The following is a 20500-nucleotide window of genomic DNA, read 5'->3' on the forward strand; positions in this document are numbered from 1 at the left end:
ACGAGGAAGGCCAGAACATGGGACGCCACCGACGCTCCGCCGCCGGCCGCGCCGCCAGGGGCCGCGCCACCGGGGTCACGAACACGGGCTTCGCCACCGAGGAGCCGCACTACGGGCCCGAGAACCTGTACGGGTTCGCCGAGTTCCTGGAGGCCGACGCCCAGGCCGCGTCGCGCGGAGGCGGTTCGCGTCGTCGTAAGAAGAAGGCCGTGACGCCCGTGAAGACGGGCCTGCTCGGCGTCTCCGCGGCCGTCGCGATCGGCACCGCAGCGGTGGCGACCGGGATCCTGCCGGGCGGCGACAAGTACACCGTCAGCGGCGGCAGCAGCCCCGACGCCGTGGTGCCCGCCGGGTCGCCAACGGGCGTGCCCGCCCAGCAGGGCGGCACGGACGGCGCCGCGCAGCACCGCGAGGACCAGTCCACGAGCCGCGACGCCGAGCGTGAGGCCTCGCCTTCGGCGACGCCGGCCCCGTCGAAGACGCCGTCCGAGAAGCCCGAGAAGAAGCCGGAGAAGGACGCGGGCTCCGAGAAGACCAAGGAGCCGTCCGCCAAGCCCCCCAAGCAGAAGGAGGAGAAGACCACTCCTCCGGGGCAGATCTCCGCGGCGACCCAGGCCGAGGCGGCCGTCCTCCAGCTGGTGAACGAGGAGCGGGCGAAGGCCGGCTGCGACCCGGTCGCGGCGGACAGCTCGCTGGCGAAGCTGGCCGAGGTGTTCAGCGAGGACATGGCCCTGCGCGGCTTCTTCGACCACACCGACCCCGACGGCAAGGACCCCTGGGACCGCGCCGCCGCCCTCGGGATCACCGGCCTCGGCGGCGAGAACATAGCCCGCGGCCAGGCCACCGCCGAAGCGGTCATGGAGGCCTGGATGAACAGCCCCGGCCACCGCGCGAACATCCTGAACTGCGACTTCAAGACGCTGGGCGTGGGAGTGCACCTGGGCGACGGCGGGCCGTGGTGGACGCAGGACTTCGGCTACTGAGCCGACCCGCGAGGGCTTCCGGGCCCCGCATCCTGACTCCACGCACCGAGCAGGCGCTAACCATGAGTTAGTGCAACCTTATGGTTAGCGCTGCTTCGGAGTATTCTCGGGGTATGGAATCAGCCGCGCAGACCGCCGTGACCCCCGCGCAGGCCTCCGCGGACGCGGACGACCGGGACTTCGACGCCCTGGCTTTCGACGTCTTCGCCAGGAACTGTCCCTCCCGAGGCACGCTGGAGCATGTCACCGGCCGCTGGGGCGCGCTCACGCTGGGCGCGCTGCACGAGGGGTCGCTGCGCTTCAACGAGCTGCGGCGGCGCGTCGACGGCGTCAGCGAGAAGATGCTCTCCCAGACCCTGCACGCGCTGGAGCGCGACGGGCTGGTGCACCGTGAGGCCCAGCCCACGAACCCGCCGCGCGTCGACTACACCCTCACTCCGCTCGGCCATGAGGTCTCCGAGCGGCTGCTCTCCCTCATCGGGTGCGTGGAGGAGCGCATGGAGGACGTGCTGAGGGCTCGGGCGCGCTACGACGAGGCGCGCGGGGCCCGCTGACACGTCGGGCAGAAGTAGCTGGAGCGGTTCATCCAGGGCCGCCGCCGCATCGGTGTGGCACAGCGGCGGCAGGGCAGCCCCTCACGCCCGTACGCGTCCAGGGAACGGTCGAAGTACCCCGACTCGCCGTTGACGTTGACGTAGAGGCTGTCGAAGCTCGTGCCGCCCACCGAGAGGGCCGCGTTCATCACGTCCCGTACGTGGCCGAGGAGTTCGGTGGTGCGGGGGCGGGTGAAACCGGCGGTCGGGCGTTCGTAGTGGATCCGCGCGCGCCACAGCGCCTCGTCGGCGTAGATGTTGCCGACGCCGCTGATCAACGACTGGTCGAGCAGGGCCCGTTTGATGGTGGTGCGCCTGCGGCGCAGCGCCTGGTGGAACGCCTCCGCGTCGAACAGCGGGTCCAGGGGGTCGCGGGCGATGTGCGCGATGACGTCCGGCAGGCCGTCGGGGGCGGTGTCGTGCAACGACAGGCCGCCGAAAGTGCGTTGGTCGACGAAGCGGAGTTCGGTGCCCAGGTCGTCGGCGAAGCGGACCCGGATCCTCAGGTGCTTCTCGTCGGCCGCGTCGTGCGGCTGCACGAGCAGTTGGCCGCTCATGCCGAGGTGGGCGAGGACGGCGGTCCCGGTCTCCGCCACGGGCAGCCACAGATACTTGCCGCGCCGGCTCGGCTCACCGATGCGGTGCCCCTTGAGCCGGTGCGCGAAGTCCTCCGGGCCGGCCAGATGCCGCCGGATCGCCCGCGGGTGCAGCACCTCGACGTCGGCGACGGTGCGCTGGGCGACCCACCGCTGCAGCCCCCTCCGGACGACCTCGACCTCGGGCAGTTCTGGCACGGGGTCCTCCGGAGGTTGAGCCGAGAGAGGGTGGGTTGTTGCCGTGGGGCGGCTGCGGGTGCTTTGTGGTTGCTCGCGCAGTTCCCCGCGCCCTAAAAACCAGGGGGCACCCGAGGCTTTCAGGGGCGCGGGGAACTGCGCGACCAGCCCAAAGACGGGTCGCGGCCGACGACGTACGGAAGCCGCCCCCTCACCCCCCAGCGGGGGTACGGGGGCGGCAGCCCCCGAAGAGGGGGCACCGAACGTCAGGCCGACGCGGTGTCCGAGGGCGCGCCCTCGGACTCGGCGGCCCGCGCGGCGGCCTCCGCGGCCTCCGCGGCCTCCGTCGCCTCGGCCGCCGCCTTCGCCCGCTCGTCCGCCGCGGCGCGGATCGCACGCCAGGCGGACTCGGCCGCCTGCTGCTCCGCTTCCTTCTTGCTGCGGCCGGTGCCGGTGCCGTACGAGACGCCTCCGACGCGGGCGGCAGCGGTGAAGGTCTTCTCGTGGTCGGGGCCGGTCTCCGTGACCAGGTACTCGGGTACGCCGAGCCCCTCGGTCGCGGTGAGCTCCTGGAGACTGGTCTTCCAGTCCAGGCCGGCACCGAGGTTCGAGGACTTCTCGATCAGCGGGTCGAACAGGCGGTGCACCAGCTCCGCCGCCGAGTCCAGTCCCTGGTCGAGGTAGACCGCACCGATCACCGCTTCGAGGGTGTCGGCGAGGATGGACGCCTTGTCCCGGCCGCCTGTGCCCTCTTCACCGCGGCCGAGCCGGATGAAGGAGCCGAGGTCGAGCCCACGGCCCACCTCCGCCAGCGCACGAGAGTTGACCACCGCGGCCCGCAACTTGGCCAGCTGGCCTTCGGGCAGGTCGGGGTGGGTGCGGTACAGCGTGTCGGTGACCACGAGGCCGAGGACGGAGTCACCGAGGAACTCCAGCCGCTCGTTGGTGGGCAGACCGCCGTTCTCGTACGCGTACGAACGGTGGGTGAGTGCGCGCACCAGAAGGGCGGACTCGAGCTTGTAGCCGAGCCGCCCTTCCAGAAGCGTGTGGGACGAGGCTGTGGTGTCCGCCTTTTTCTTGGCGGTGGTGTCCGCCTTGGCGTCAGACATGGAGCCTCTCACCAGCCGCTCAGACCTCGAGGACCTGGCGCTTGTTGTAGGTGCCGCAAGACGGGCACGCGATGTGCTGCTGCTTGGGCTCGTGGCAGCGCTCACACGCAACCAGGGTGGGGACCGCAGCCTTCCACTGCGACCGGCGGTGGCGCGTGTTGCTGCGCGACATCTTCCGCTTCGGAACAGCCACGGCTACTTCTCCTGCTTCTCGTCGGCGCGTGCTGACTGAGGCGCGCCGCCGCTCATCTCGTCCTTCTCGCCATCTTCGAGTGAACCGGCGAGTCCCTGCAGTGCCGCCCAACGGATGTCGACGGCGTCATGGTGGTGGTCCGGGTCGTCCGCGAGCCGCGCTCCGCATTCGGAGCACAGGCCGGGGCAGTCGTCCTGGCACACCGGCTGCATCGGCAGTGCGAGCACCACCGCGTCCCGCAGCACGGGCTCGAGGTCGAACAGGCCGTCCTCGAGGAAGAGCCTGTCCTCGTCGTCCTCGGCGTCGGTGTCGGGCTCCGCGATCACGCGGCCCCGCTCGTCGGCGTCGGGGTACGAGAACATCTCCTGGAAGTCCGCTTCGAGCTCCAGCTCCAGCGGCTCCAGACACCTTACGCACTCCCCCTGGGCCTTGGCACGGGCGGTGCCTGTGACGAGCACCCCTTCCATGACCGACTCCAGGCGGAGTTCGAGCTCCACCGGGGCACCTTCCGGCACTCCGATGACGCTCTTGATCCCCAGATCCTTGGGAGCGTCGACCGAACGCGTCAGGCGCTGCATCGCACCCGGCCGCCGGCCCAGCTCGTGCGTGTCGAACACGAGGGGGTTGCGGTGGTCGAGACGGGCGTTCAGAGCCATGTCAACTTTCGATCTTCGAATCCGGGGGAGGGCACCGCCCCGGTGTTCCGGGCAGCGCACGATCGCGGGCGTCTTCTGCGGACAGCATGAACGCACGCGCGACCGAACAGCCAGGATACTGGACCTTTCGCTATCGGCCCAATCCGCTGTCAGCGGCCCTGCTCATAGCGCCGCAGCTGCTCCGCGGTGATCATCGTGGTGTCGAAGAGACTCGTCTCGTCGAGCGCGTTCGCCGGGGGCTGCGCGTACCCCTGGTGACCCTGCTGGTCCTGGTGCTGCTGCTGATCCAGCTGCTGGCCCAGGTGCTGCTCGTTCGGGTCGTACGCGGGCTGCTGCGGGTAGCCCACGGCGTACGGGTCGGCCTGCTGGTAGCCGTACGGGTCCGCCGCCTGCTGGGGCTGGGCGTACTGCTGCTGGTAGCCGTCGTACGGGCCCTGGTGGTAGGCCGTCGCCCCGTACGCGTCCTGCTGCGGGGCGTAGGGCGACTGTTCCGGGACCTCGCGGGACCGGTCGGCGGGGTTCTGGGAGAGGGCGGCCAGCTCGGCCAGGTAGTCGGCGTCGCTGGTGGGCCTCGGGGAGGTGCCGTCGTCGTTCAGGGCGAGGGCGCCGAGGTCGTCGGTGGCGATCCGGCCGTGGAGCTTCTGGCGGCCGCGGCCGACGGCCTCCAGGGTCTTGGCGAGGACGGCCTCGAAGGCGCCGAGCTTGGCGTCGACGTAGGCGTCCGCGTCGCGGCGGAGCGTCTCGGGGTCGTGGCTGCGCTCGGGGGCGTCCTCGTCCTCGTAGCCCTGCTCGTCCAGGCCGGGGCCGGTGCCGAGGAGCTTCTCGCGGCCGCGGCCGACCGAGCCGAGGGTCTTGGTGAGGACGACCTCGAAGTTGGCGAGCTTGGAGTCGACGTAGTCGTCGGCCTCGGCGCGGATGTCCTCGGCCTCCTGGCGGGCTTCGGTGAGGATGCGGTCGGCCTCGTTCTGGGAGCGGCGGGCGACCTCGGTGTCGGAGATCAGGGAGCCGCGCTCGGCGTGGGCCGACTCGATGATCCGTTCGGCCTCCTGGCGGGCCCGCTCGACCATGTGGTCGCGGTCCCCGATCAACTCCTGCGCCTGGGCGAGGGAGTCGGGCAGGGCCGCGCGCAGCTCATCGAGCAGCGAGAGCAGTTCGGCCCGGTTGACCACGCATGAGGCCGACATGGGCATGGATCGGGCGCCGGAGACCACCGAGACGATCTCGTCGAGCTTCTTCTGCACGTCCACCGTGTGGTCCACCGTGTGCTCGCCACTCTCTACAGCTGTGTTGGAGACGGTCGGATCGACTGTACGGCCAGTGGAGGACCACCGGACACCAGGTGGCGTGACCGGTCCCGCGCGGGTCCCGCTAGCGGGTCCCGCGACGGGGTGCCCTAGTCGCGGCGCAGGCGTTCGGTCAGGGCTTGGAGTACGACGGGGGGCACCAGGTGGGAGACGTCGCCGCCCCAGGTGGCGACCTCCTTGACCAGCGAGGACGACAGGAAGCTGTAGGTGGGGTTGGTGGGAACGAAGAGGGTCTCGATGCCCGAGAGACCGATGTTCATCTGGGCCATCTGGAGCTCGTAGTCGAAGTCGCTGACGGCGCGCAGGCCCTTGACGATGGCGGGGATGTCGCGCTGCTTGCAGAAGTCGACGAGGAGACCGTGGAAGGCCTCGACCCGTACGTTCGCGTACTCGGCGGTGACCTCGCGGATGAGGTCGATCCGCTCCTCCACCTCGAACAGGCCCTTCTTCGACTTGTTGATCATCACCGCGACATAGACCTCGTCGTACAGCTTGGAGGCGCGGCCAATGATGTCGAGGTGTCCATTGGTGATGGGGTCGAACGACCCGGGACAGACGGCGCGGCGCACTTGGGATCCCTCGCTCTCCGGTCCGGTCATCGTGCGTCTTCGCACGTAGAGGCGGCGCGACCGTACCAAAACGTTCCCTCGCCGTAACGACGGGCCCGGAGCGCTTCGAAACCGGTCGGCCAGGCGAATTCACCGCCTCTGGTGCTGCGCTCCACGGTGACGAGCGCTTCCTCGGCGAGCCAGCCTCCCGTACGGAGTGTGAGCAGGATCTCCCGAAGATCGTCGTCCGGGACAGCGTACGGGGGGTCGAGGAAGACGATGTCGTACGGCTCCCGGGGCGCCGGGCCCTGGATGATCTGTTCCGCTCTGCCCGACCTCACCTCGGCGCCGGGGAGGCCGAGCGCTCTGACGTTGTCGCGGACCGTCCGGACCGCGCGGGCGTCGGCCTCGACGAGGAGGGTGTGGGCGGCGCCGCGGGAGAGGGCCTCCAGGCCCACGGCTCCGGAGCCGGCGTAGAGGTCGAGGACGCGTTCGCCGTCGAGGGGGCCGCCGAGGAGGGCCTGCCAGGTGGAGAAGAGGCCCTCGCGTGCGCGATCGGAGGTGGGGCGGGTGCCGTTCCCTGGCGGGACGGCCAGGCGGCGTCCGCCGGCTGCGCCGGCGATCACGCGGGTCATCTTGGGTCCTTGGAAGAGGGGGCGGCTACGACTCCAGTCTGTCAGGCGGGGAGGCACGGGCGCCCCTCCTCAGCCCTTCTCCAGGTACTGCTCCCTCTCCTCGTCCAGGAGAGCGTCCAGGGCTGTTCTCAGGCCCGGGAAGGACTCCAGCTCCGGGTCGGCGGCGACCACCGACGCCGCCTCCTCCCTCGCCGCCGCGATGATCTCCTCGTCGTCGATGACGGTGAGCATGCGCAGGCTGGTGCGGGCGCCGGACTGGGCCTGGCCGAGGACGTCGCCCTCGCGGCGCTGTTCGAGGTCGATGCGGGAGAGTTCGAAGCCGTCGAGGGTGGAGGCGACGGCGCCCAGGCGCTGGCGGGCGGCGGCGGCCTCGGGCATCTCCGTGACCAGGAGGCAGAGACCGGGGGCGGAACCCCGGCCGACGCGGCCGCGGAGCTGGTGGAGCTGCGAGACGCCGAAGCGGTCGGCGTCCATGATGACCATCGCCGTCGCGTTCGGGACGTTCACGCCGACCTCGATGACCGTGGTCGCCACCAGGACCTTGGTCTCACCGGCGGCGAAGCGGCGCATGACCGCGTCCTTGTCGTCCGGGTGCATTCGGCCGTGCAGGACCTCGACCCGGAGGCCGCGCAGGGGGCCCTGGGCGAGCTGGTCGGCGATGTCGAGGACGGCGAGCGGCGGCCGCTTCTCGGCCTCGTCCTCGGGGGACTTCTTGCTCTTCCCGGGGCCGGTCTGTTCGTCGATGTCGTCGCCGATGCGGGGGCAGACGACGTAGGCCTGGTGGCCGTTCTCCACCTCCTCGCGGACCCGCTCCCAGGCGCGGGCGAGGAAGTGCGGCTTGTCGGCGGCGGGGACGACATGGCTGGCGATCGGCGAGCGGCCCGCGGGGAGTTGGTCGAGGACCGAGGTCTCCAGATCACCGAAGACGGTCATGGCGACCGTGCGCGGGATGGGGGTGGCCGTCATGACGAGGAGGTGCGGCGGCTGCTTGCCCTTGCCGCGCAGGGCGTCGCGCTGCTCCACGCCGAAGCGGTGCTGTTCGTCGACGACGACCAGGCCCAGGTCGTGGAACTGCACCTTGTCCTCGATCAGCGCGTGGGTGCCGATGACGATGCCGGCCTCGCCGGTCACCAGGTCGAGGAGCGCCTGACGGCGGGCCGCGGCGCCCATCGAGCCGGTGAGCAGCACCACCTTGGTGGCGTGCTCGGCGCCGCCCAGCATGCCGCCCTCGGCGAGCTCGCCCATCATCTCCGTCACCGACCGGTGGTGCTGCTGGGCGAGCACCTCGGTCGGCGCGAGCATGGCCGCCTGCCCACCGGCGTCCACCACGGCGAGCATGGCGCGCAGGGCGACCAGCGTCTTCCCGGAGCCCACCTCTCCCTGGAGCAGGCGGTGCATCGGGTGTTCGGTGGCGAGGTCGTCGAAGATCTCCCGGGAGACCTTCTGCTGGCCCTCGGTCAGGGTGAACGGGAGGCGGGCGTCGAAGGCGGTGAGGAGGCCGTCCGGGGTGGGGCGGCGGGCCACGGCGGGGAGTTGTGCGTCGGTGTGCCGGCGGCGGGCGAGGGCGACCTGGAGGACGAAGGCCTCGTCCCACTTGAGGCGGTCCCGGGCGCCCTCGATGTCCGCCCTGGTGTGGGGGCGGTGGATCTTCAGCAGGGCCTCGGGGAGGGGGACCAGGCCCCGGCCCGCGCGCAGGGCGTCGGGGAGGGGGTCCACGGCCTCCTGGGCGCTCGGCAGGACCGTCTGCACCGCCTTGGCGATCTTCCAGGACTCCAGCTTGGCGGTGGCCGGATAGATCGGGATGAGGGCGCCGGCCCAGCTGTCGACCGTCTCCGACACGTCTTCGCCGCGCAGCAGTTCGTACGCGGGGTGAGCCAGCTGGAGGCGGCGGTTGAAGACGGAGACCTTGCCGGCGAAGAGGGCGCGGGTGCCGGGGAGGAGCTCCTTGTGGGGTTTGTGCACGCCGTTGCCGAAGAAGACCAGCTGGAGGCGGCCGCTGCCGTCGGTGATGGTGACTTCGAGGCGCTGGCCCTTGCCGCGGGGGGCTTTGGCGGAGGCGAAGGTGTGCAGGCGGGCGTCGGCGACCTGGGCGACCACCGTGACGTGCTCGTCCATGGGCAGGTCGGCGAGGTGGGTGAGCTGCCCGCGCTCCTCGTACCTGCGGGGATAGTGGTGCAGCAGGTCTCCGACGGTGTGCAGGCCGAGGTGCTCGGCCATCACCTTCGCGGTGGCGGCGCCGAGCGTGTTCTTGAGCGGTTCTTCGAGCGCGGGCACGAGATCCATTGCACACCACGGCACTGACAATCCCGTATACGTCCTTGAAATCCGCTGGTCAGGCGGGTCGTTCGCGCCTAGGATGGCGCACTCCCGGGCCTGTAAGCGAAGGCCCGTGCCGCCTCCCGTCCGCGGTCACCGTCTCGCGGGACCGCCCTACCCCGCGCCGTCGCCCGACCCCCACCCCACCGGCGCTGCGACGATGGACTCAATGACCTCACAGTCATCCCAGGCATCCCAGACCCCTCAGTCACCTCACACGTTCCAGGTCGATCTGCGTGGCCTGGTGGATCTGCTCTCGCACCACCTCTATTCCAGTCCGAAGGTCTACCTGCGCGAGCTGCTGCAGAACGCGGTGGACGCGATCACCGCGCGGCGGGCCGAGGAGTCCGACGCGCCCGCCCGGGTGCGGCTGTTCGCCGAGGGCTCCGCGCTGCGGGTGGAGGACTCCGGCGTGGGTCTCACCGAGTCCGACGTGCACAGCCTCCTCGCGACGATCGGCCGCAGCTCCAAGCGGGCCGACGGGCTGCAGGAGGTCCGCTCGGACTTCCTCGGGCAGTTCGGCATCGGGTTGCTGGCGTGCTTCGTGGTCGCCGAGCGCATCCGGGTCGTCAGCCGCAGCGCCCGTACACCGGACGCGGCGCCCGTGGAGTGGACGGCGACCGACGACGGCTCGTACACGGTGCGGACGCTGCCGGACGAGGCGCGCCCCGAGCCGGGGACGACCGTGCATCTGGTCGCGCGGCCGGGCGCGGCGGAGTGGCTCTCGCACGCGCGCGTGCTGTCGCTGGCGCGGGACTTCGGCTCGCTGCTGCCGTACGACGTCCGGGTCGGCGAGGAGGCGGTGACGGATCTGCCGGCGCCCTGGGACCGCCCGTACCCCTCCCCCGCCACCCGGCGGGTGGCCCTCGCACGGCACTGCCACGACCTGTTCGGGTTCACCCCGTTGGACGCGATCGAGCTGGACGTGCCGCTGGCCGGGGTCCGGGGCGTGGCGTACGTGCTGCCGTCGGCGGTCAGCCCGGCGCAGCGGGTGGGCCACCGGGTGCATCTGAAGGGCATGCTGCTCACGGAGCGGGCCGAACAGCTGCTGCCGGAGTGGGCGTTCTTCGTGCGCTGTGTGCTCGACACGGACAGTCTGCGGCCCACGGCGTCCCGTGAGTCGCTGTACGAGGACGAGACCCTCGCGGCCGTCCGGGAGGCGCTGGGCGAGCGGATCCGCGGGTGGCTGACCGGTCTCGCCGCGGGTGATCCGGAGCGGCTGGCGGCCTTCCTGTCGGTGCACTACCTGGGGGTGAAGTCCCTGGCGCGGCACGACAAGGAGATGCTGCGCACGATGCTGCCGTGGCTGCCCTTCGAGACCACCGACGGGCGGCTGTCCCTGGAGGAATTCGCGCAGCGGCACCCGGTGGTGCACTTCACGCGGACGGTGGAGGAGTACCGCCAGGTCGCGCCGATCGCCTCCGCGCAGGGCGTCGGGGTGATCAACGGCGGTTACACGTACGACAGCGAGCTGGTCGAGGCGCTGCCGTCGGTGCGCCCGGGCACGATGGTCGCCGAGTTGGACGCCGACACGGTGACCGCTCATCTGGACGCGCCCGACCCGGACGAGGAGCTGGCGCTGGCGGGCTTCCTGTCGGCCGCGCGGGCGAAGCTCGACCCCCTGGGCTGCGATGTCGTGCTGCGGGCGTTCCATCCGCTGTCGGTGCCCGCGCTGCACCTGGACGACCGTTCCTCCCGGCACGAGCAGGCCCGCGCGGAGGCCGAGGAGCAGGCCGACGACCTGTGGGCGGGCATCCTCGGCTCGCTGCGCGGCAGCGCCCCGCGCGCGCGGCTGGTGCTGAACCACCTCAACCCGCTCATCCGGCGGATCGGCGCCCTGCGCGACCCCGAGCTGATCGGGACCGCCACCGAGTCGCTGTACGGGCAGGCCCTGCTGATGGCGCAGCGACCGCTCAGGCCGGCGGACTCGGCGCTCCTGAACCGCGCGTTCATAGGCCTCCTGGAGTGGGCCACGCACAGCGAGACCGGGCCCGGGGAGGCCGGCCGACCGTGAAGGACGTCATGGACTTCGACGAACTGCGCCGGGCCATGGCGGAGAACTACGAGCAGCCGGAGGGCCCCGCACGCAACGCGCGCGCGGAGCGGCTGCTCGCCGAGGCCGAGAAGCTGAACATCCCGCTCGCCGTGATCGAGGCGCTCGGGCACCAGCTGAAGGTCTACAACTACAGCTCCGAGAAGGACAAGATGTTCGTCCCCTTCGCGCGTCTGCTGCGCATGTGGGACGAGCGCCCCGAGGACTTCGACGAGTACGAGGTCCACTCGCTGCACTGGGTGTTCAAGTGGATGTCGGCCGGCATGCTCAACCAGCCGCATGTGCCGCTCGCCTCGATCGAGAAGTGGCTCGGCGAGATGGAGCACCGCTACCGGCTCGCCGGGCACTCGGAACGGGCCGTGCGCAGCGCCGAGTTCAGTGTGGCCGCGCACGTCGGTGATCTGGCGCGGGCCGAGCGGGCGTACGAGGCGTGGCTGGCGGCCGACCGGGACAGCATGGCCGACTGCCACGCGTGCGAGCTGCACGGCCAGGGCTGGTGGCAGGCACGGCAGCGGCGGGACGCCGAGGCGCTGCGGCTGTGGGCGCCGGTCCTGGAGGGCGAGTACACCTGCGCCCACGAGCCGCACACCGTTCTGGCGTCCTCCCTGCTGCCGCTGCTGCGGCTGGGCCGCCTGGACGAGGCGCGCGCCCACCATCTGCGGGGTTTCCGGCTGGTGCGGGCCATGGAGAGCATGCGCGGCGCGTACGCGGACCACGTGGAGTTCTGCGCCCTGACCGGCAACGAGGCGCGCGGTCTTGAGCTGCTCGCCGAGCGTCCGGCGTACTTCACGGACTCCGGGGACCCGCGCAGCAAGGTGGACTTCACGGCCGTGGTGGCGCTCCTCATGGACCGCCTGGTCAGCCGTGGTCTCGCCGATCAGACGGTCCCGGGTCCCGCCGGCCGCACCTGGACCGCCGCCGAACTGGCCGCGCACGCGCGTGTGGAGGCACTGTCCCTGGCCGCCCGGTTCGACGAGCGCAACGGCACGGCGTACGTCAGCACCCATGTCCGGGAGCGCATGGACCAGCCGCCGCTGGTGGAGCGGCTGCCGCTGGGTGTGCGGGCGCCCCGCACCGTCCCGGCGCCCCGGCAGCCCCTGGCCGTGGAGCGCGTCGTGGCGGCACCGGCGCCGGAGGACCTGCCCGCGCTCCTCGCCGAGGCACGCCGGCTCTCCGAGTCCCTGCACCCGGACTCCGTGGGCGCGTGGGCCGCGGTCGCGCGGGCCGCCGAGGCGGACGGCGCGGAACTGGGCGCCCATGACCGGGCGGAGATCGTCGACCACAGGGCGATCGGCCTCGGACCCGAGGGGCGCACCCTGTTCGAGCACGCGGCCGAGCTGTACGAGGAGGCCGGTGACCCTGGGGAGGCGCTCGCGGCACGCGCGCGTGGAGCGACGGTCCACGCCCTGAACGGGCACACCGAGGAAGCGCTGGAGCTGCTCTCCGAGCCGTACGAGAAGGTCCTCGCGCTCCACGCGGGCGGCGCCACCGGGCTTCGGCAGACGGCGTCCGTGCTGGTGGGACGGGCCCGGATACTGATGCAGCGGCTGGAGGAGGCGGGCCCGGACGAGAGCGCGGTGACCGCCGCCGAGGCCGCCGTGCGGGAGCTTGCGGAGTTCGTCGAGCCGCACCGTGAGCAGGACGTGCGGCTGGCCTCGCGGGCCGCGGAGGCGCGGGCCATGCTCGGGGAGCTGGCCGAGCGCGGCGGGGACGCGGAGACGGCCGCCGCGCTGTTCGAGGAGGCCGCGGAGCGGTATGTGTCGGCCGGGGCGCCCTGGTTCGCGGTGCAGTACGAGGCCCGGCTGGCCGGACTCGCGCAGCAGCTCGGGGACCTGGAGCGGGCCGAGCGGGCGGCCCGCGCGGCGCTGGAGCACGGCGGTAGGGATCTGGAGCCGATGGGCCACGCCCAGCTCCACGTCCAGCTGGCGGAGCTCCTCGGTGCCGCCGACCGGGTCGAGCCGGGCGCCGCGCACGCGCTGGAGGCGGCGCACTGGGCCGACGAGGCCGGTGAGAGCCGGACGCTCGGCTCCTGGGCCCGGCATCTGCTCGGCGGGTTCCTGCTGCGGCAGGGGCGGTGGGCGGAGGCCGCGGAGGTGCTGGAGTCGGCCCTGGTGGACCTGACCGCCGAGGTCCACGGGGACGGGGCCGTCGCCCAGACCCTGTGGTGGCTCGGCGACTGCCACACCGAGATGGGCGAGCACCGTGAGGCGGCCGACCGGTGGCTGCGGGCCGCCGACATCACCCGGCACTGGCCCGAGCAGCGCGACCACGCCGTGCTCGCGCACCTCGCCGCGGAGGCCCTCGCCCGTGCCGGTCTTCCCGCCGAGGCGGACCGGGCGTACGAGCGGGCGGGCGCCCTGTGGGGAGAGCTCGGCAACGTCCACGGGTATGTGCGGGCGCTGCGGGCGCGGGCCTGGTACGCGGCACAGGACGGTGCGGGGCTCGACGCCGCCCGGGAGTTGATGGCTGACGCGGTGGCCGGGTGCGAGGCGGCCCTGTCGGACGTGACCGGTGAGGAGAACCGGCGGCGGATCCGCGCGGAACTCGGCGAGACCTACCGGCAGTTCGGCGACCTGCTCGCCCGGTCCGTCGCGGAGGACGCCGAACTCGCCGCGTACCGGGCGGTGTTCGAGGAGGCGCTCACGCTCGTCGAGCGGGCGGTGGCGGTGTACGGGTCCCTGGGGGCCGACTTCCTCGACGCGCGGACCGGCGCGGAACTCGCGGCCGGGTGGCTGGAGGTGGACCTTCGACGGGCGGCCGACGCGGCGGGGAGGGCGCGGGGTGTGCTGGCCGCGTACGGCGGCGGTGGGGGCGGAGTCGGGGGTGCCGACGGTGACGGTGGCGGTGGCGGCGAAAGCCGTGGGGCTGAAGGCCGTGGAGCCGGAGGGCGGGAGGACGAGACGGCGGTCGCGCGTCGGGCGGAGGCGGAGCGGATGTTGGGGCTGGTGGAGGGTCTGGGGGACGGGTAGGGCTCAGCGGGGTGGGGGCGGGCGTCACGGGTCTCGCCCCCGCCGCCCTACCCGTCCCTCTCGTGGTTTCCCGCGCAGTTCCCCGCGCCCCGGAAGGACGGGCGGTTCCCGCCGTCCCCGAGGCGGCGTCCTCCGTGAACGCCTCCCCCGAGACGACGCCCCTCCGTGGCTGGGCGACCGCCCCGCACTGCGCCCCGCCGGAGCTACTCGACGCCGATCAGCAGGAGTGTGCCCTGGTGGCCGCCTCTGTAGACCACCGTGTCCACGCCCAGGTGGGACTCGCGGAGGCGGGTTTCCACGTGGTCGGCGATGTCTGTGGGGGCCTCGTCGCCCAGGACCAGGGTGACCATTTCGCCGCCGGCGGCGAGCATGCGGTCGACGACCCTCGTGGCGGTGGCGGTGACGTCGTCGCCGATGACGGCCACGTCGCCGTCGATGAGGCCGAGGACGTCGCCGGCCTGGCAGATGCCGGCCATGGTCCAGGACTGGCGCTCGGCGATGACGACCTCGGCGTAGCGCGTGGCGCCCGCCGCGGAGGTCATGGAGACGACGTCCTCGTCGAAGCGGCGGCCCGGTTCGTGGACGGCGAGGGCCGCGATGCCCTGGACGGCCGACCGGGTCGGGATCAGCGCCACCCGTACGCCCTCGGCGCGGGCCTGTTCCGCCGCCGCGGCCGCCGTGTGCCGCAGCTCCGCGTCGTTGGGCAGGAGCACCACCTCGCGCGCGTGGGCCCGCCGTACCGCCTCCAGCAGCTCCCCGCTGGCGGGCGGCTCCCCGGGGCGGGCCAGCACCGTGGTCGCGCCCGCCTCCGTGTACAGCCCCGCCAGGCCCTCCCCCGGTACGACGGCCACGACGGCGCGCTGGGCCCGCTCGCGCGGCTGCCGTCCGGCCCCGCCGGCCACATGCGCGTCCTCGGCCCCGAAGTGCGTGATCCGGATCCGGTACGGCCGCCCGGCCTCGACCCCCGCCTCCACGGCCGCACCCGCGTCGTCGACGTGCACATGGACGTTCCACAGGCCGTCCCCGCCGACCACGACGAGCGAGTCGCCCAGCCCGTCCAGCCTGGCGCGCAACCGGGCCACCGCCTCGTCGTCCGCCTCCAGGAGGTAGATCACCTCGAAGGCGGGCCCACCGGCCCCCGGCCGGTCGTCGGCGCACACGTCCGGCCCCACGCCCTCCGCGTCACGCACGGCATCGGCACCGCCGACGCCCTCGTCGCCGGGGGCGGCGTAGGCGTGCGCCCTCGGGGCCTCCCCCGTGAACGTCTCCACCAGCGCGGCCAGCACCGCCACCAGGCCGCGTCCGCCCGCGTCCACGACGCCCGCGCGGGCCAGCGCCGCCAGTTGCCCGGGGGTGGCCAGCAGGGCCGTACCGGCGCCCTCGTACGCGGCGCGGGCTACCGAGCCGCAGTCCCCCTCCGCGGCCACCACCGCGTCGGCGGCCGCGGAGGCCACCGTGAGGACGGTGCCCTCCACGGGGTGCGCGACGGCCCCCCGCGCGGAGTCGGCGGCGTGGCGGAGAGCGAGACGGAGCCCGTGGCCGTCTGTGTGAGAGGCCTCACTGCCGTCCGCGAGCACCTGGGCCATCCCGCGCAGGAGCTGCGCGAGGATCGTCCCGGAGTTTCCCCGGGCGCCTATGAGCGCGCCGTGCGCCATGGCCCGCGCGGCCTCGGCGAGCGTGGGCTGTCCGGCGGCGGGCGAGCCGGGCGCCGCGCCCGTCTCGTGGCCCGCGAACACCGCCTCCACGGCGGCCGCCGCCGACTCCATCGTCAGGTAGAGGTTGGTCCCGGTGTCGCCGTCGGCCACCGGGTAGACGTTGATCGCGTCGATCTCCTCACGGGCCCGCCCCAGTGCGGCCAGCGCGAGGCCGCACCAGGTGCGCACCGCGAGAGCATCGAAGAATGTCTGCGGCACCTGCGGCACCTGCGCCTCCCTGAGCTGCTTGGCTGCTGGACGGGCGCCGGGGGAACGCCGCACGCCGCACGCAGCGTAGACCCGCAGCCGTGACCGCCGGTAAGAGGGCCGGGGCGAGGCCTCGACCAGCCATGGTAGTTTCGTTGTACGGACGCAGTCGTTGTATGCTGCTCCGGTTGCCCGATCCAGATCACCGATCCAGACCGGGCCTTCCCCCTGGCAACGCCACTCAGATCCCGGTCTCGGGATCGTGATCCCGGCATGCCGGGATCAACCGTAAGTGCATCTGAAGTCTTTGGAGTGACCCGTGGCTGCCAACTGCGACGTCTGCGGCAAGGGGCCGGGCTTCGGCAACAACATCTCGCACTCGCACCGCCGTACGTCCCGCCGCTGGAACCCGAACATCCAGCGTGTGCGTACCGTGGTGGGCGGGACGCCGAAGCGCGTGAACGCTTGCACCTCGTGCATCAAGGCCGGCAAGGTCTCGCGCTGACGCTCAGCTAGCGCGCGGCCACCTGCTGGTTCGCTGCACAGAGCCGGTCCACCGACGGTGGGCCGGCTTTTTGCCGTGCCCGCTCGCAGGACCGATCCCAGTGGCAGGGGGCCGAACCGCAGGCACATCGGCTACTGGCGACCCGGCCTTCTCCCCTCGGGCTCACTGATCGGGCTCACTGCAACGTCGGTCACCCGCGTCCGACCGCCGGACCACCCCGCCTGAGCGCCCACCCGTGATCCACAGGCCCGATGCCGCCGCCGAGGGCGAACCCGGCGGCGATCGCCCCGGTGACGTACTCCTTGGCCGCCGCCACGGCCTCCGGCACGGTCAGCCCCCGCGCGAGACACGCGGCGATCGCGGAGGCCAGCGTGCAGCCCGTGCCGTGCGTGTGCCGGTTGTCGTACCTCGGCGCCCGCAGCCAGTGCTTCTCGCAGCCGTCGGTGAGCAGGTCGACGGCGTCCCCCGAGAGGTGCCCGCCCTTGATCACCACCCACCGTGGCCCGTACGCCAGCACGGCCTCCGCGGCCTCGCGCATCCCGGCCTCCGACTCGACGCGCACCCCGGTGAGTTGGGTGACCTCGTCGAGGTTGGGGGTGGCGACGGTCGCCGTGGGCAGCAGCCGCTCACGGACGGAGTCCAGGGCCGTCGCGGCGAGCAGCGGGTCGCCGTGCTTGGAGACGCCGACCGGGTCGACCACCACGGGCGCGTCCGTGGCGGCGAGCAACTCGGCGACGGTCTCGACGAGTTCGGCGGAGGCGAGCATGCCGGTCTTGACGGCCTCGACGCCGATGTCGTCGACGACACTGCGGTACTGGGCGCGGACGGCCTCCACCGGCAGTTCCCAAGCGCCCTGCACACCGAGGGAGTTCTGCGCGGTGACCGCCGTGACGACGCTCATGCCGTGCACACCGAGCGCCAGCATGGTCTTGAGGTCGGCCTGGATGCCGGCCCCGCCCCCGGAGTCGGAGCCGGCGACCGTGAGCACCCTGGGCGGAGCGCCCGCCGACCCGGTCATGACTCCATGTCCGCGAAGTGGTCCCAGCCGCCCTTGCTGGTCCAGGGCGCCCCGTCCACGGTGACCTGCGGCAGCGCCGACGGGTTGAGGACCTCGCCGATCACCTTCCAGCGGGCCGGCAGCTTCACGTCCGGCGGGAACGTCGCCACGATGGCGTGGTCCTCACCGCCGGTGAGCACCCACTGGATGGGGTCGACGCCTACGGCCTGCCCGATGTCGTTCATCTGGGACGGGATATCGATCGCGCCGGAGCGGATGTCGATCCGGCAGTTGCTGGCCTCGGCGATGTGCCCGAGGTCCGCGATCAGCCCGTCGCTCACGTCGCACATCGCGGTCGCGCCCAGGTCGGCGGCGGCGGGACCCGCGTGGTACGGCGGCTCGGGGCGCCGGTGGGCCTCCACGAAGGCGCGCGGCGAGCGGAAGCCGCGGGAGAGGACCGCGTGCCCGGCGGCGGACCAGCCGAGCCAGCCGGTGACGGCCACGACATCGCCGGGCTGCGCCCCGCCCCTGGTCACGGGCTCGTGATTGCGGAGATCACCGAGCGCGGTGATGGAGATCATGATGGTGTCGCCGCGGACGACGTCCCCGCCCACGACGGCCGCCCCGGCGACCTGGCACTCGTCGCGCAGGCCGTCCATCAGCTCGGTCGCCCAGGTCACCGGGAGGTCGACGGGCGCGACCAGGCCGAGGAGCAGCGCGGTGGGCACGGCGCCCATGGCGGCGATGTCCGCGAGGTTCTGGGCGGCCGCCTTGCGCCCGACGTCGTACGCCGTGGACCAGTCGCGGCGGAAGTGCCGCCCCTCCAGCAGGAGGTCGGTGCTCGCCACGACCCGGCGGTCCGGCGCGGCCACCACAGCGGCGTCGTCGCCGGGGCCGACCCGGACCGCCGGGGTGGTGGTGAGCCGGGAGGTGAGCTCCCTGATGAGCCCGAACTCCCCCAGCTCTCCCACGGTGCCCTTCATCGTCGTATCGCCCCTTCTTGTGCCGCTTCCAGTGTCACTCGCGCCCGGTCGCGAGCGGTCCTCGCCCTCGGTACGGTCGAATCGACCGTCAACTTCCGCGCCCCCCGCGCCCCGGTGTGCGCGCCGCGGCATGTGCGGGTCTCCCCGCGACGCGCGACTACGCGATACCGTGGCGTTCCTTTTCCCCACATGATCCTCGTGGCCGCCCTGGAGGTTCCGTGGTACAGGCGTACATCCTGATCCAGACGGAGGTCGGCAAAGCGTCGACCGTCGCCGACACGATCAGCAAGATCCCTGGGGTCATCCAGGCCGAGGACGTGACGGGTCCCTATGACGTCATCGTCCGCGCCCAGGCCGACACCGTGGATGATCTCGGCCGGCTGGTGGTCGCCAAGGTCCAGCAAGTGGACGGCATCACCCGCACGCTGACCTGCCCGGTCGTGCACCTGTAGCCCCCGTCTGCCCTCGGCCGGCGTGCTCCTCACGGCACCGGCGCTCCGTTGTCTCGGGCTGCCCGTCCCGGTCGTGTCGTTGATCGCCGTCGTGGGCTGCTCCTCAGCAGACGACGGCGGATCAGCGGTGGTTCCCGGCCCGGACGCGACCGTCACGAAGCTGTGCCGGAACCTGGACGGGGCGTCGCCGCGGAAGGTGGACGGTCTCGGCCGCCGGGACCCCGAGCCCGCTCCGCCGCTGACGGCGGGCCGGGCAGCCCGGCGATCATACTGCGCCGCGGTGTTCACCGGCCGCCCTGGACGGCGTACCCGCGATCAAGGGGGCGATCCCCCGGGGGGATCGCCCCCTCGGGGGTGCCGCGTGCGTCAGCGAAGGCCGGTCGGCCTGCGCAGTGCCGCCTGGATCAGGCGGTCCACCAGCTCCGGGTACGCGATGCCGCTCGCCTGCCACATCGCCGGGTACATCGAGATCGGCGTGAATCCGGGGAGCGTGTTGATCTCGTTGATGACGAAGTGGCCGTCCTCCGTGAGGAAGAAGTCGGCGCGGACCAGGCCCTCGCAGGAGGCGGCCTCGAAGGCGTCGACGGCGAGGCGCCGGACCTCGGCGGTCTCCTCCTCCGTCAGCGGCGCCGGGACGATACCCGGCGTCGAGTCGATGTACTTGGCCTCGAAGTCGTAGTACGCGTGCGTCTCGGGCGGCGGGATCTCGGCGGGCACGGAGGCGCGGGGGCCGTCCTCGAACTCCAGGACGCCGCACTCGATCTCGCGGCCTCGCAGCGCGGCCTCGACGAGGATCTTCGGGTCGTGGCTCTGGGCCTCGGCGATCGCCTCGTCCAGGCCGGCCAGGTCGTCGACCTTGGTGATGCCGATGGAGGAGCCCGCGCGGGCCGGCTTCACGAAGAGCGGCCAGCCGTGCTCACCGGCGAAGTCGACGATCTTCTTGCGTGCGGCGGACTCGTCGAGCTGCCACTCGCGCGGCCTGATCACCACGTACGGGCCGACCCGCAGCCCGAAGGAGGTGAACACCCGCTTCATGTACTCCTTGTCCTGACCGACGGCCGAGGCGAGGACGCCCGAGCCGACGTACGGGACGCCGGACAGCTCCAGCAGCCCCTGGAGGGTGCCGTCCTCGCCGTACGGGCCGTGCAGGACGGGGAAGACGACGTCGACCTCGCCGAGCGCCTTGGGCACCGAACCGGGCTCGCTGTAGACGACCTCGCGGTTGGCCGGGTCGACGGGGAGCACCACGCCGCCCTCCTGGGACTCGGCGAGTTCCTCGACGGTCGGCGTGCGGCGGTCGGTGATCGCCATGCGCTCCGGCTCGTCGGCGGTGAGCGCCCAACGGCCGTCCCGGGTGATGCCGATCGGCAGGACGTCGTACTTCGTCCGGTCGATGGCACGCAGGACGGCGCCGGCCGTGACCACGGAGATCCCGTGTTCCGAGCTGCGGCCGCCGAAGACGACGGCCACGCGCGGCTTGCGGGACGGCTGCTCAGGGCTCTGGGGGAGGTTCTCGGTGCTCATATCGCG

At 72.6% G+C, this 20500-nt stretch carries 18 protein-coding genes; 6 read left to right on the forward strand and 12 right to left on the reverse strand.

Going from position 1 to position 20500, the window contains the following annotated elements; translation table 11 throughout:
- Positions 1 to 17 precede the first annotated feature (17 nt).
- Both ACZ4Z3_RS31160 and ACZ4Z3_RS31165 read left to right on the forward strand, forming a co-directional pair.
- Complete coding sequence (locus ACZ4Z3_RS31160; protein ID WP_468504159.1) at positions 18 to 983, forward strand: CAP domain-containing protein; 966 nt, start codon at positions 18 to 20, stop codon at positions 981 to 983.
- A gap of 113 nt (positions 984 to 1096) precedes the next feature.
- Complete coding sequence (locus ACZ4Z3_RS31165) at positions 1097 to 1537, forward strand: winged helix-turn-helix transcriptional regulator (protein WP_468504160.1); 441 nt, start codon at positions 1097 to 1099, stop codon at positions 1535 to 1537.
- Here ACZ4Z3_RS31165 and mutM read toward each other — a convergent pair.
- The 8 genes from mutM to recG all read right to left on the reverse strand — a co-directional run bounded on the left by mutM (position 1510) and on the right by recG (position 9077).
- A complete protein-coding gene (gene mutM, locus ACZ4Z3_RS31170; RefSeq protein ID WP_468504161.1) occupies positions 1510 to 2370 on the reverse strand; it encodes a bifunctional DNA-formamidopyrimidine glycosylase/DNA-(apurinic or apyrimidinic site) lyase in 861 nt (286 codons plus the stop codon). The genes ACZ4Z3_RS31165 and mutM overlap by 28 nt on opposite strands.
- 245 nt (positions 2371 to 2615) lie before the next feature.
- The gene (gene rnc, locus ACZ4Z3_RS31175) at positions 2616 to 3458 is read right to left on the reverse strand and encodes a ribonuclease III (protein ID WP_468504162.1); all 843 of its coding nucleotides are present in this window, start codon (positions 3456 to 3458) and stop codon (positions 2616 to 2618) included.
- A gap of 19 nt (positions 3459 to 3477) precedes the next feature.
- Positions 3478 to 3651: a 50S ribosomal protein L32 gene (gene rpmF, locus ACZ4Z3_RS31180; protein WP_003951102.1), complete on the reverse strand. Its 174-nt coding sequence runs from the start codon at positions 3649 to 3651 to the stop codon at positions 3478 to 3480.
- A gap of 2 nt (positions 3652 to 3653) precedes the next feature.
- Positions 3654 to 4307, reverse strand: coding sequence for a YceD family protein (locus tag ACZ4Z3_RS31185; protein WP_107464569.1), 654 nt, complete (start codon positions 4305 to 4307; stop codon positions 3654 to 3656).
- 149 nt (positions 4308 to 4456) lie between these two features.
- Positions 4457 to 5554, reverse strand: coding sequence for an ATP synthase F0 subunit B (locus tag ACZ4Z3_RS31190; RefSeq protein WP_468504246.1), 1098 nt, complete (start codon positions 5552 to 5554; stop codon positions 4457 to 4459).
- A 146-nt stretch (positions 5555 to 5700) separates the two neighbouring features.
- On the reverse strand, positions 5701 to 6180 hold the full coding sequence (gene coaD / locus ACZ4Z3_RS31195; RefSeq protein ID WP_468504163.1) for a pantetheine-phosphate adenylyltransferase: 480 nt from the start codon (positions 6178 to 6180) through the stop codon (positions 5701 to 5703).
- 26 nt (positions 6181 to 6206) lie between these two features.
- Positions 6207 to 6839, reverse strand: coding sequence for a 16S rRNA (guanine(966)-N(2))-methyltransferase RsmD (gene rsmD / locus ACZ4Z3_RS31200; protein ID WP_468504247.1), 633 nt, complete (start codon positions 6837 to 6839; stop codon positions 6207 to 6209).
- 24 nt (positions 6840 to 6863) lie between these two features.
- Positions 6864 to 9077 carry an ATP-dependent DNA helicase RecG gene (gene recG / locus ACZ4Z3_RS31205; RefSeq protein WP_468504164.1) on the reverse strand — a complete coding sequence of 738 codons (2214 nt, stop codon included), beginning with the start codon at positions 9075 to 9077 and terminating at the stop codon, positions 6864 to 6866.
- 202 nt (positions 9078 to 9279) lie between these two features.
- Here recG and ACZ4Z3_RS31210 point away from each other — a divergent pair, with 202 nt between their 5' ends.
- Complete coding sequence (locus ACZ4Z3_RS31210; protein ID WP_468504165.1) at positions 9280 to 11124, forward strand: HSP90 family protein; 1845 nt, start codon at positions 9280 to 9282, stop codon at positions 11122 to 11124.
- A gap of 8 nt (positions 11125 to 11132) precedes the next feature.
- Positions 11133 to 14132, forward strand: coding sequence for a tetratricopeptide repeat protein (locus tag ACZ4Z3_RS31215; RefSeq protein ID WP_468504248.1), 3000 nt, complete (start codon positions 11133 to 11135; stop codon positions 14130 to 14132).
- 203 nt (positions 14133 to 14335) lie between these two features.
- Here ACZ4Z3_RS31215 and ACZ4Z3_RS31220 read toward each other — a convergent pair whose 3' ends face one another.
- On the reverse strand, positions 14336 to 16054 hold the full coding sequence (locus ACZ4Z3_RS31220; RefSeq protein WP_468504249.1) for a DAK2 domain-containing protein: 1719 nt from the start codon (positions 16052 to 16054) through the stop codon (positions 14336 to 14338).
- Positions 16055 to 16352: 298 nt separating this feature from the next.
- On the opposite strand from ACZ4Z3_RS31220, the gene rpmB reads away from it, so the two are divergent.
- On the forward strand, positions 16353 to 16538 hold the full coding sequence (rpmB, locus tag ACZ4Z3_RS31225; protein ID WP_003993230.1) for a 50S ribosomal protein L28: 186 nt from the start codon (positions 16353 to 16355) through the stop codon (positions 16536 to 16538).
- Between the two features lie 190 nt (positions 16539 to 16728).
- Here the strand turns inward: rpmB and thiD are convergent, their stop codons facing one another.
- Entirely contained in the window at positions 16729 to 17556 is an 828-nt protein-coding gene (gene thiD / locus ACZ4Z3_RS31230; protein ID WP_468504166.1) for a bifunctional hydroxymethylpyrimidine kinase/phosphomethylpyrimidine kinase, read from the reverse strand.
- Entirely contained in the window at positions 17553 to 18518 is a 966-nt protein-coding gene (locus tag ACZ4Z3_RS31235; protein ID WP_468504167.1) for a thiamine-phosphate kinase, read from the reverse strand. The genes thiD and ACZ4Z3_RS31235 overlap by 4 nt, the downstream gene beginning before the upstream one ends.
- A gap of 218 nt (positions 18519 to 18736) precedes the next feature.
- Between ACZ4Z3_RS31235 and ACZ4Z3_RS31240 the strand changes: the two genes are divergently transcribed.
- The gene (locus ACZ4Z3_RS31240) at positions 18737 to 18970 is read left to right on the forward strand and encodes an Lrp/AsnC family transcriptional regulator (RefSeq protein ID WP_055512560.1); all 234 of its coding nucleotides are present in this window, start codon (positions 18737 to 18739) and stop codon (positions 18968 to 18970) included.
- Positions 18971 to 19336: 366 nt separating this feature from the next.
- On the opposite strand, the gene ACZ4Z3_RS31245 is transcribed toward ACZ4Z3_RS31240, so the two are convergent.
- Entirely contained in the window at positions 19337 to 20494 is a 1158-nt protein-coding gene (locus ACZ4Z3_RS31245; RefSeq protein ID WP_055541930.1) for a D-alanine--D-alanine ligase family protein, read from the reverse strand.
- Positions 20495 to 20500: the final 6 nt, after the last annotated feature.

The organism is Streptomyces sp. NPDC030296 (genome assembly GCF_055572815.1).

Coding starts and splice junctions, on each gene's coding strand:
- ACZ4Z3_RS31165 (WP_468504160.1), top strand. CDS start 1,097: ATGGAATCAGCCGCGCAGACCGCCGTGACCCCCGCGCAGGCCTCCGCG.
- ACZ4Z3_RS31245 (WP_055541930.1), bottom strand. CDS start 20,494: ATGAGCACCGAGAACCTCCCCCAGAGCCCTGAGCAGCCGTCCCGCAAG.
- ACZ4Z3_RS31210 (WP_468504165.1), top strand. CDS start 9,280: ATGACCTCACAGTCATCCCAGGCATCCCAGACCCCTCAGTCACCTCAC.
- recG (WP_468504164.1), bottom strand. CDS start 9,077: ATGGATCTCGTGCCCGCGCTCGAAGAACCGCTCAAGAACACGCTCGGC.
- ACZ4Z3_RS31160 (WP_468504159.1), top strand. CDS start 18: ATGGGACGCCACCGACGCTCCGCCGCCGGCCGCGCCGCCAGGGGCCGC.
- rnc (WP_468504162.1), bottom strand. CDS start 3,458: ATGTCTGACGCCAAGGCGGACACCACCGCCAAGAAAAAGGCGGACACC.
- thiD (WP_468504166.1), bottom strand. CDS start 17,556: ATGACCGGGTCGGCGGGCGCTCCGCCCAGGGTGCTCACGGTCGCCGGC.
- ACZ4Z3_RS31215 (WP_468504248.1), top strand. CDS start 11,133: ATGGACTTCGACGAACTGCGCCGGGCCATGGCGGAGAACTACGAGCAG.
- ACZ4Z3_RS31235 (WP_468504167.1), bottom strand. CDS start 18,518: ATGAAGGGCACCGTGGGAGAGCTGGGGGAGTTCGGGCTCATCAGGGAG.
- ACZ4Z3_RS31185 (WP_107464569.1), bottom strand. CDS start 4,307: ATGGCTCTGAACGCCCGTCTCGACCACCGCAACCCCCTCGTGTTCGAC.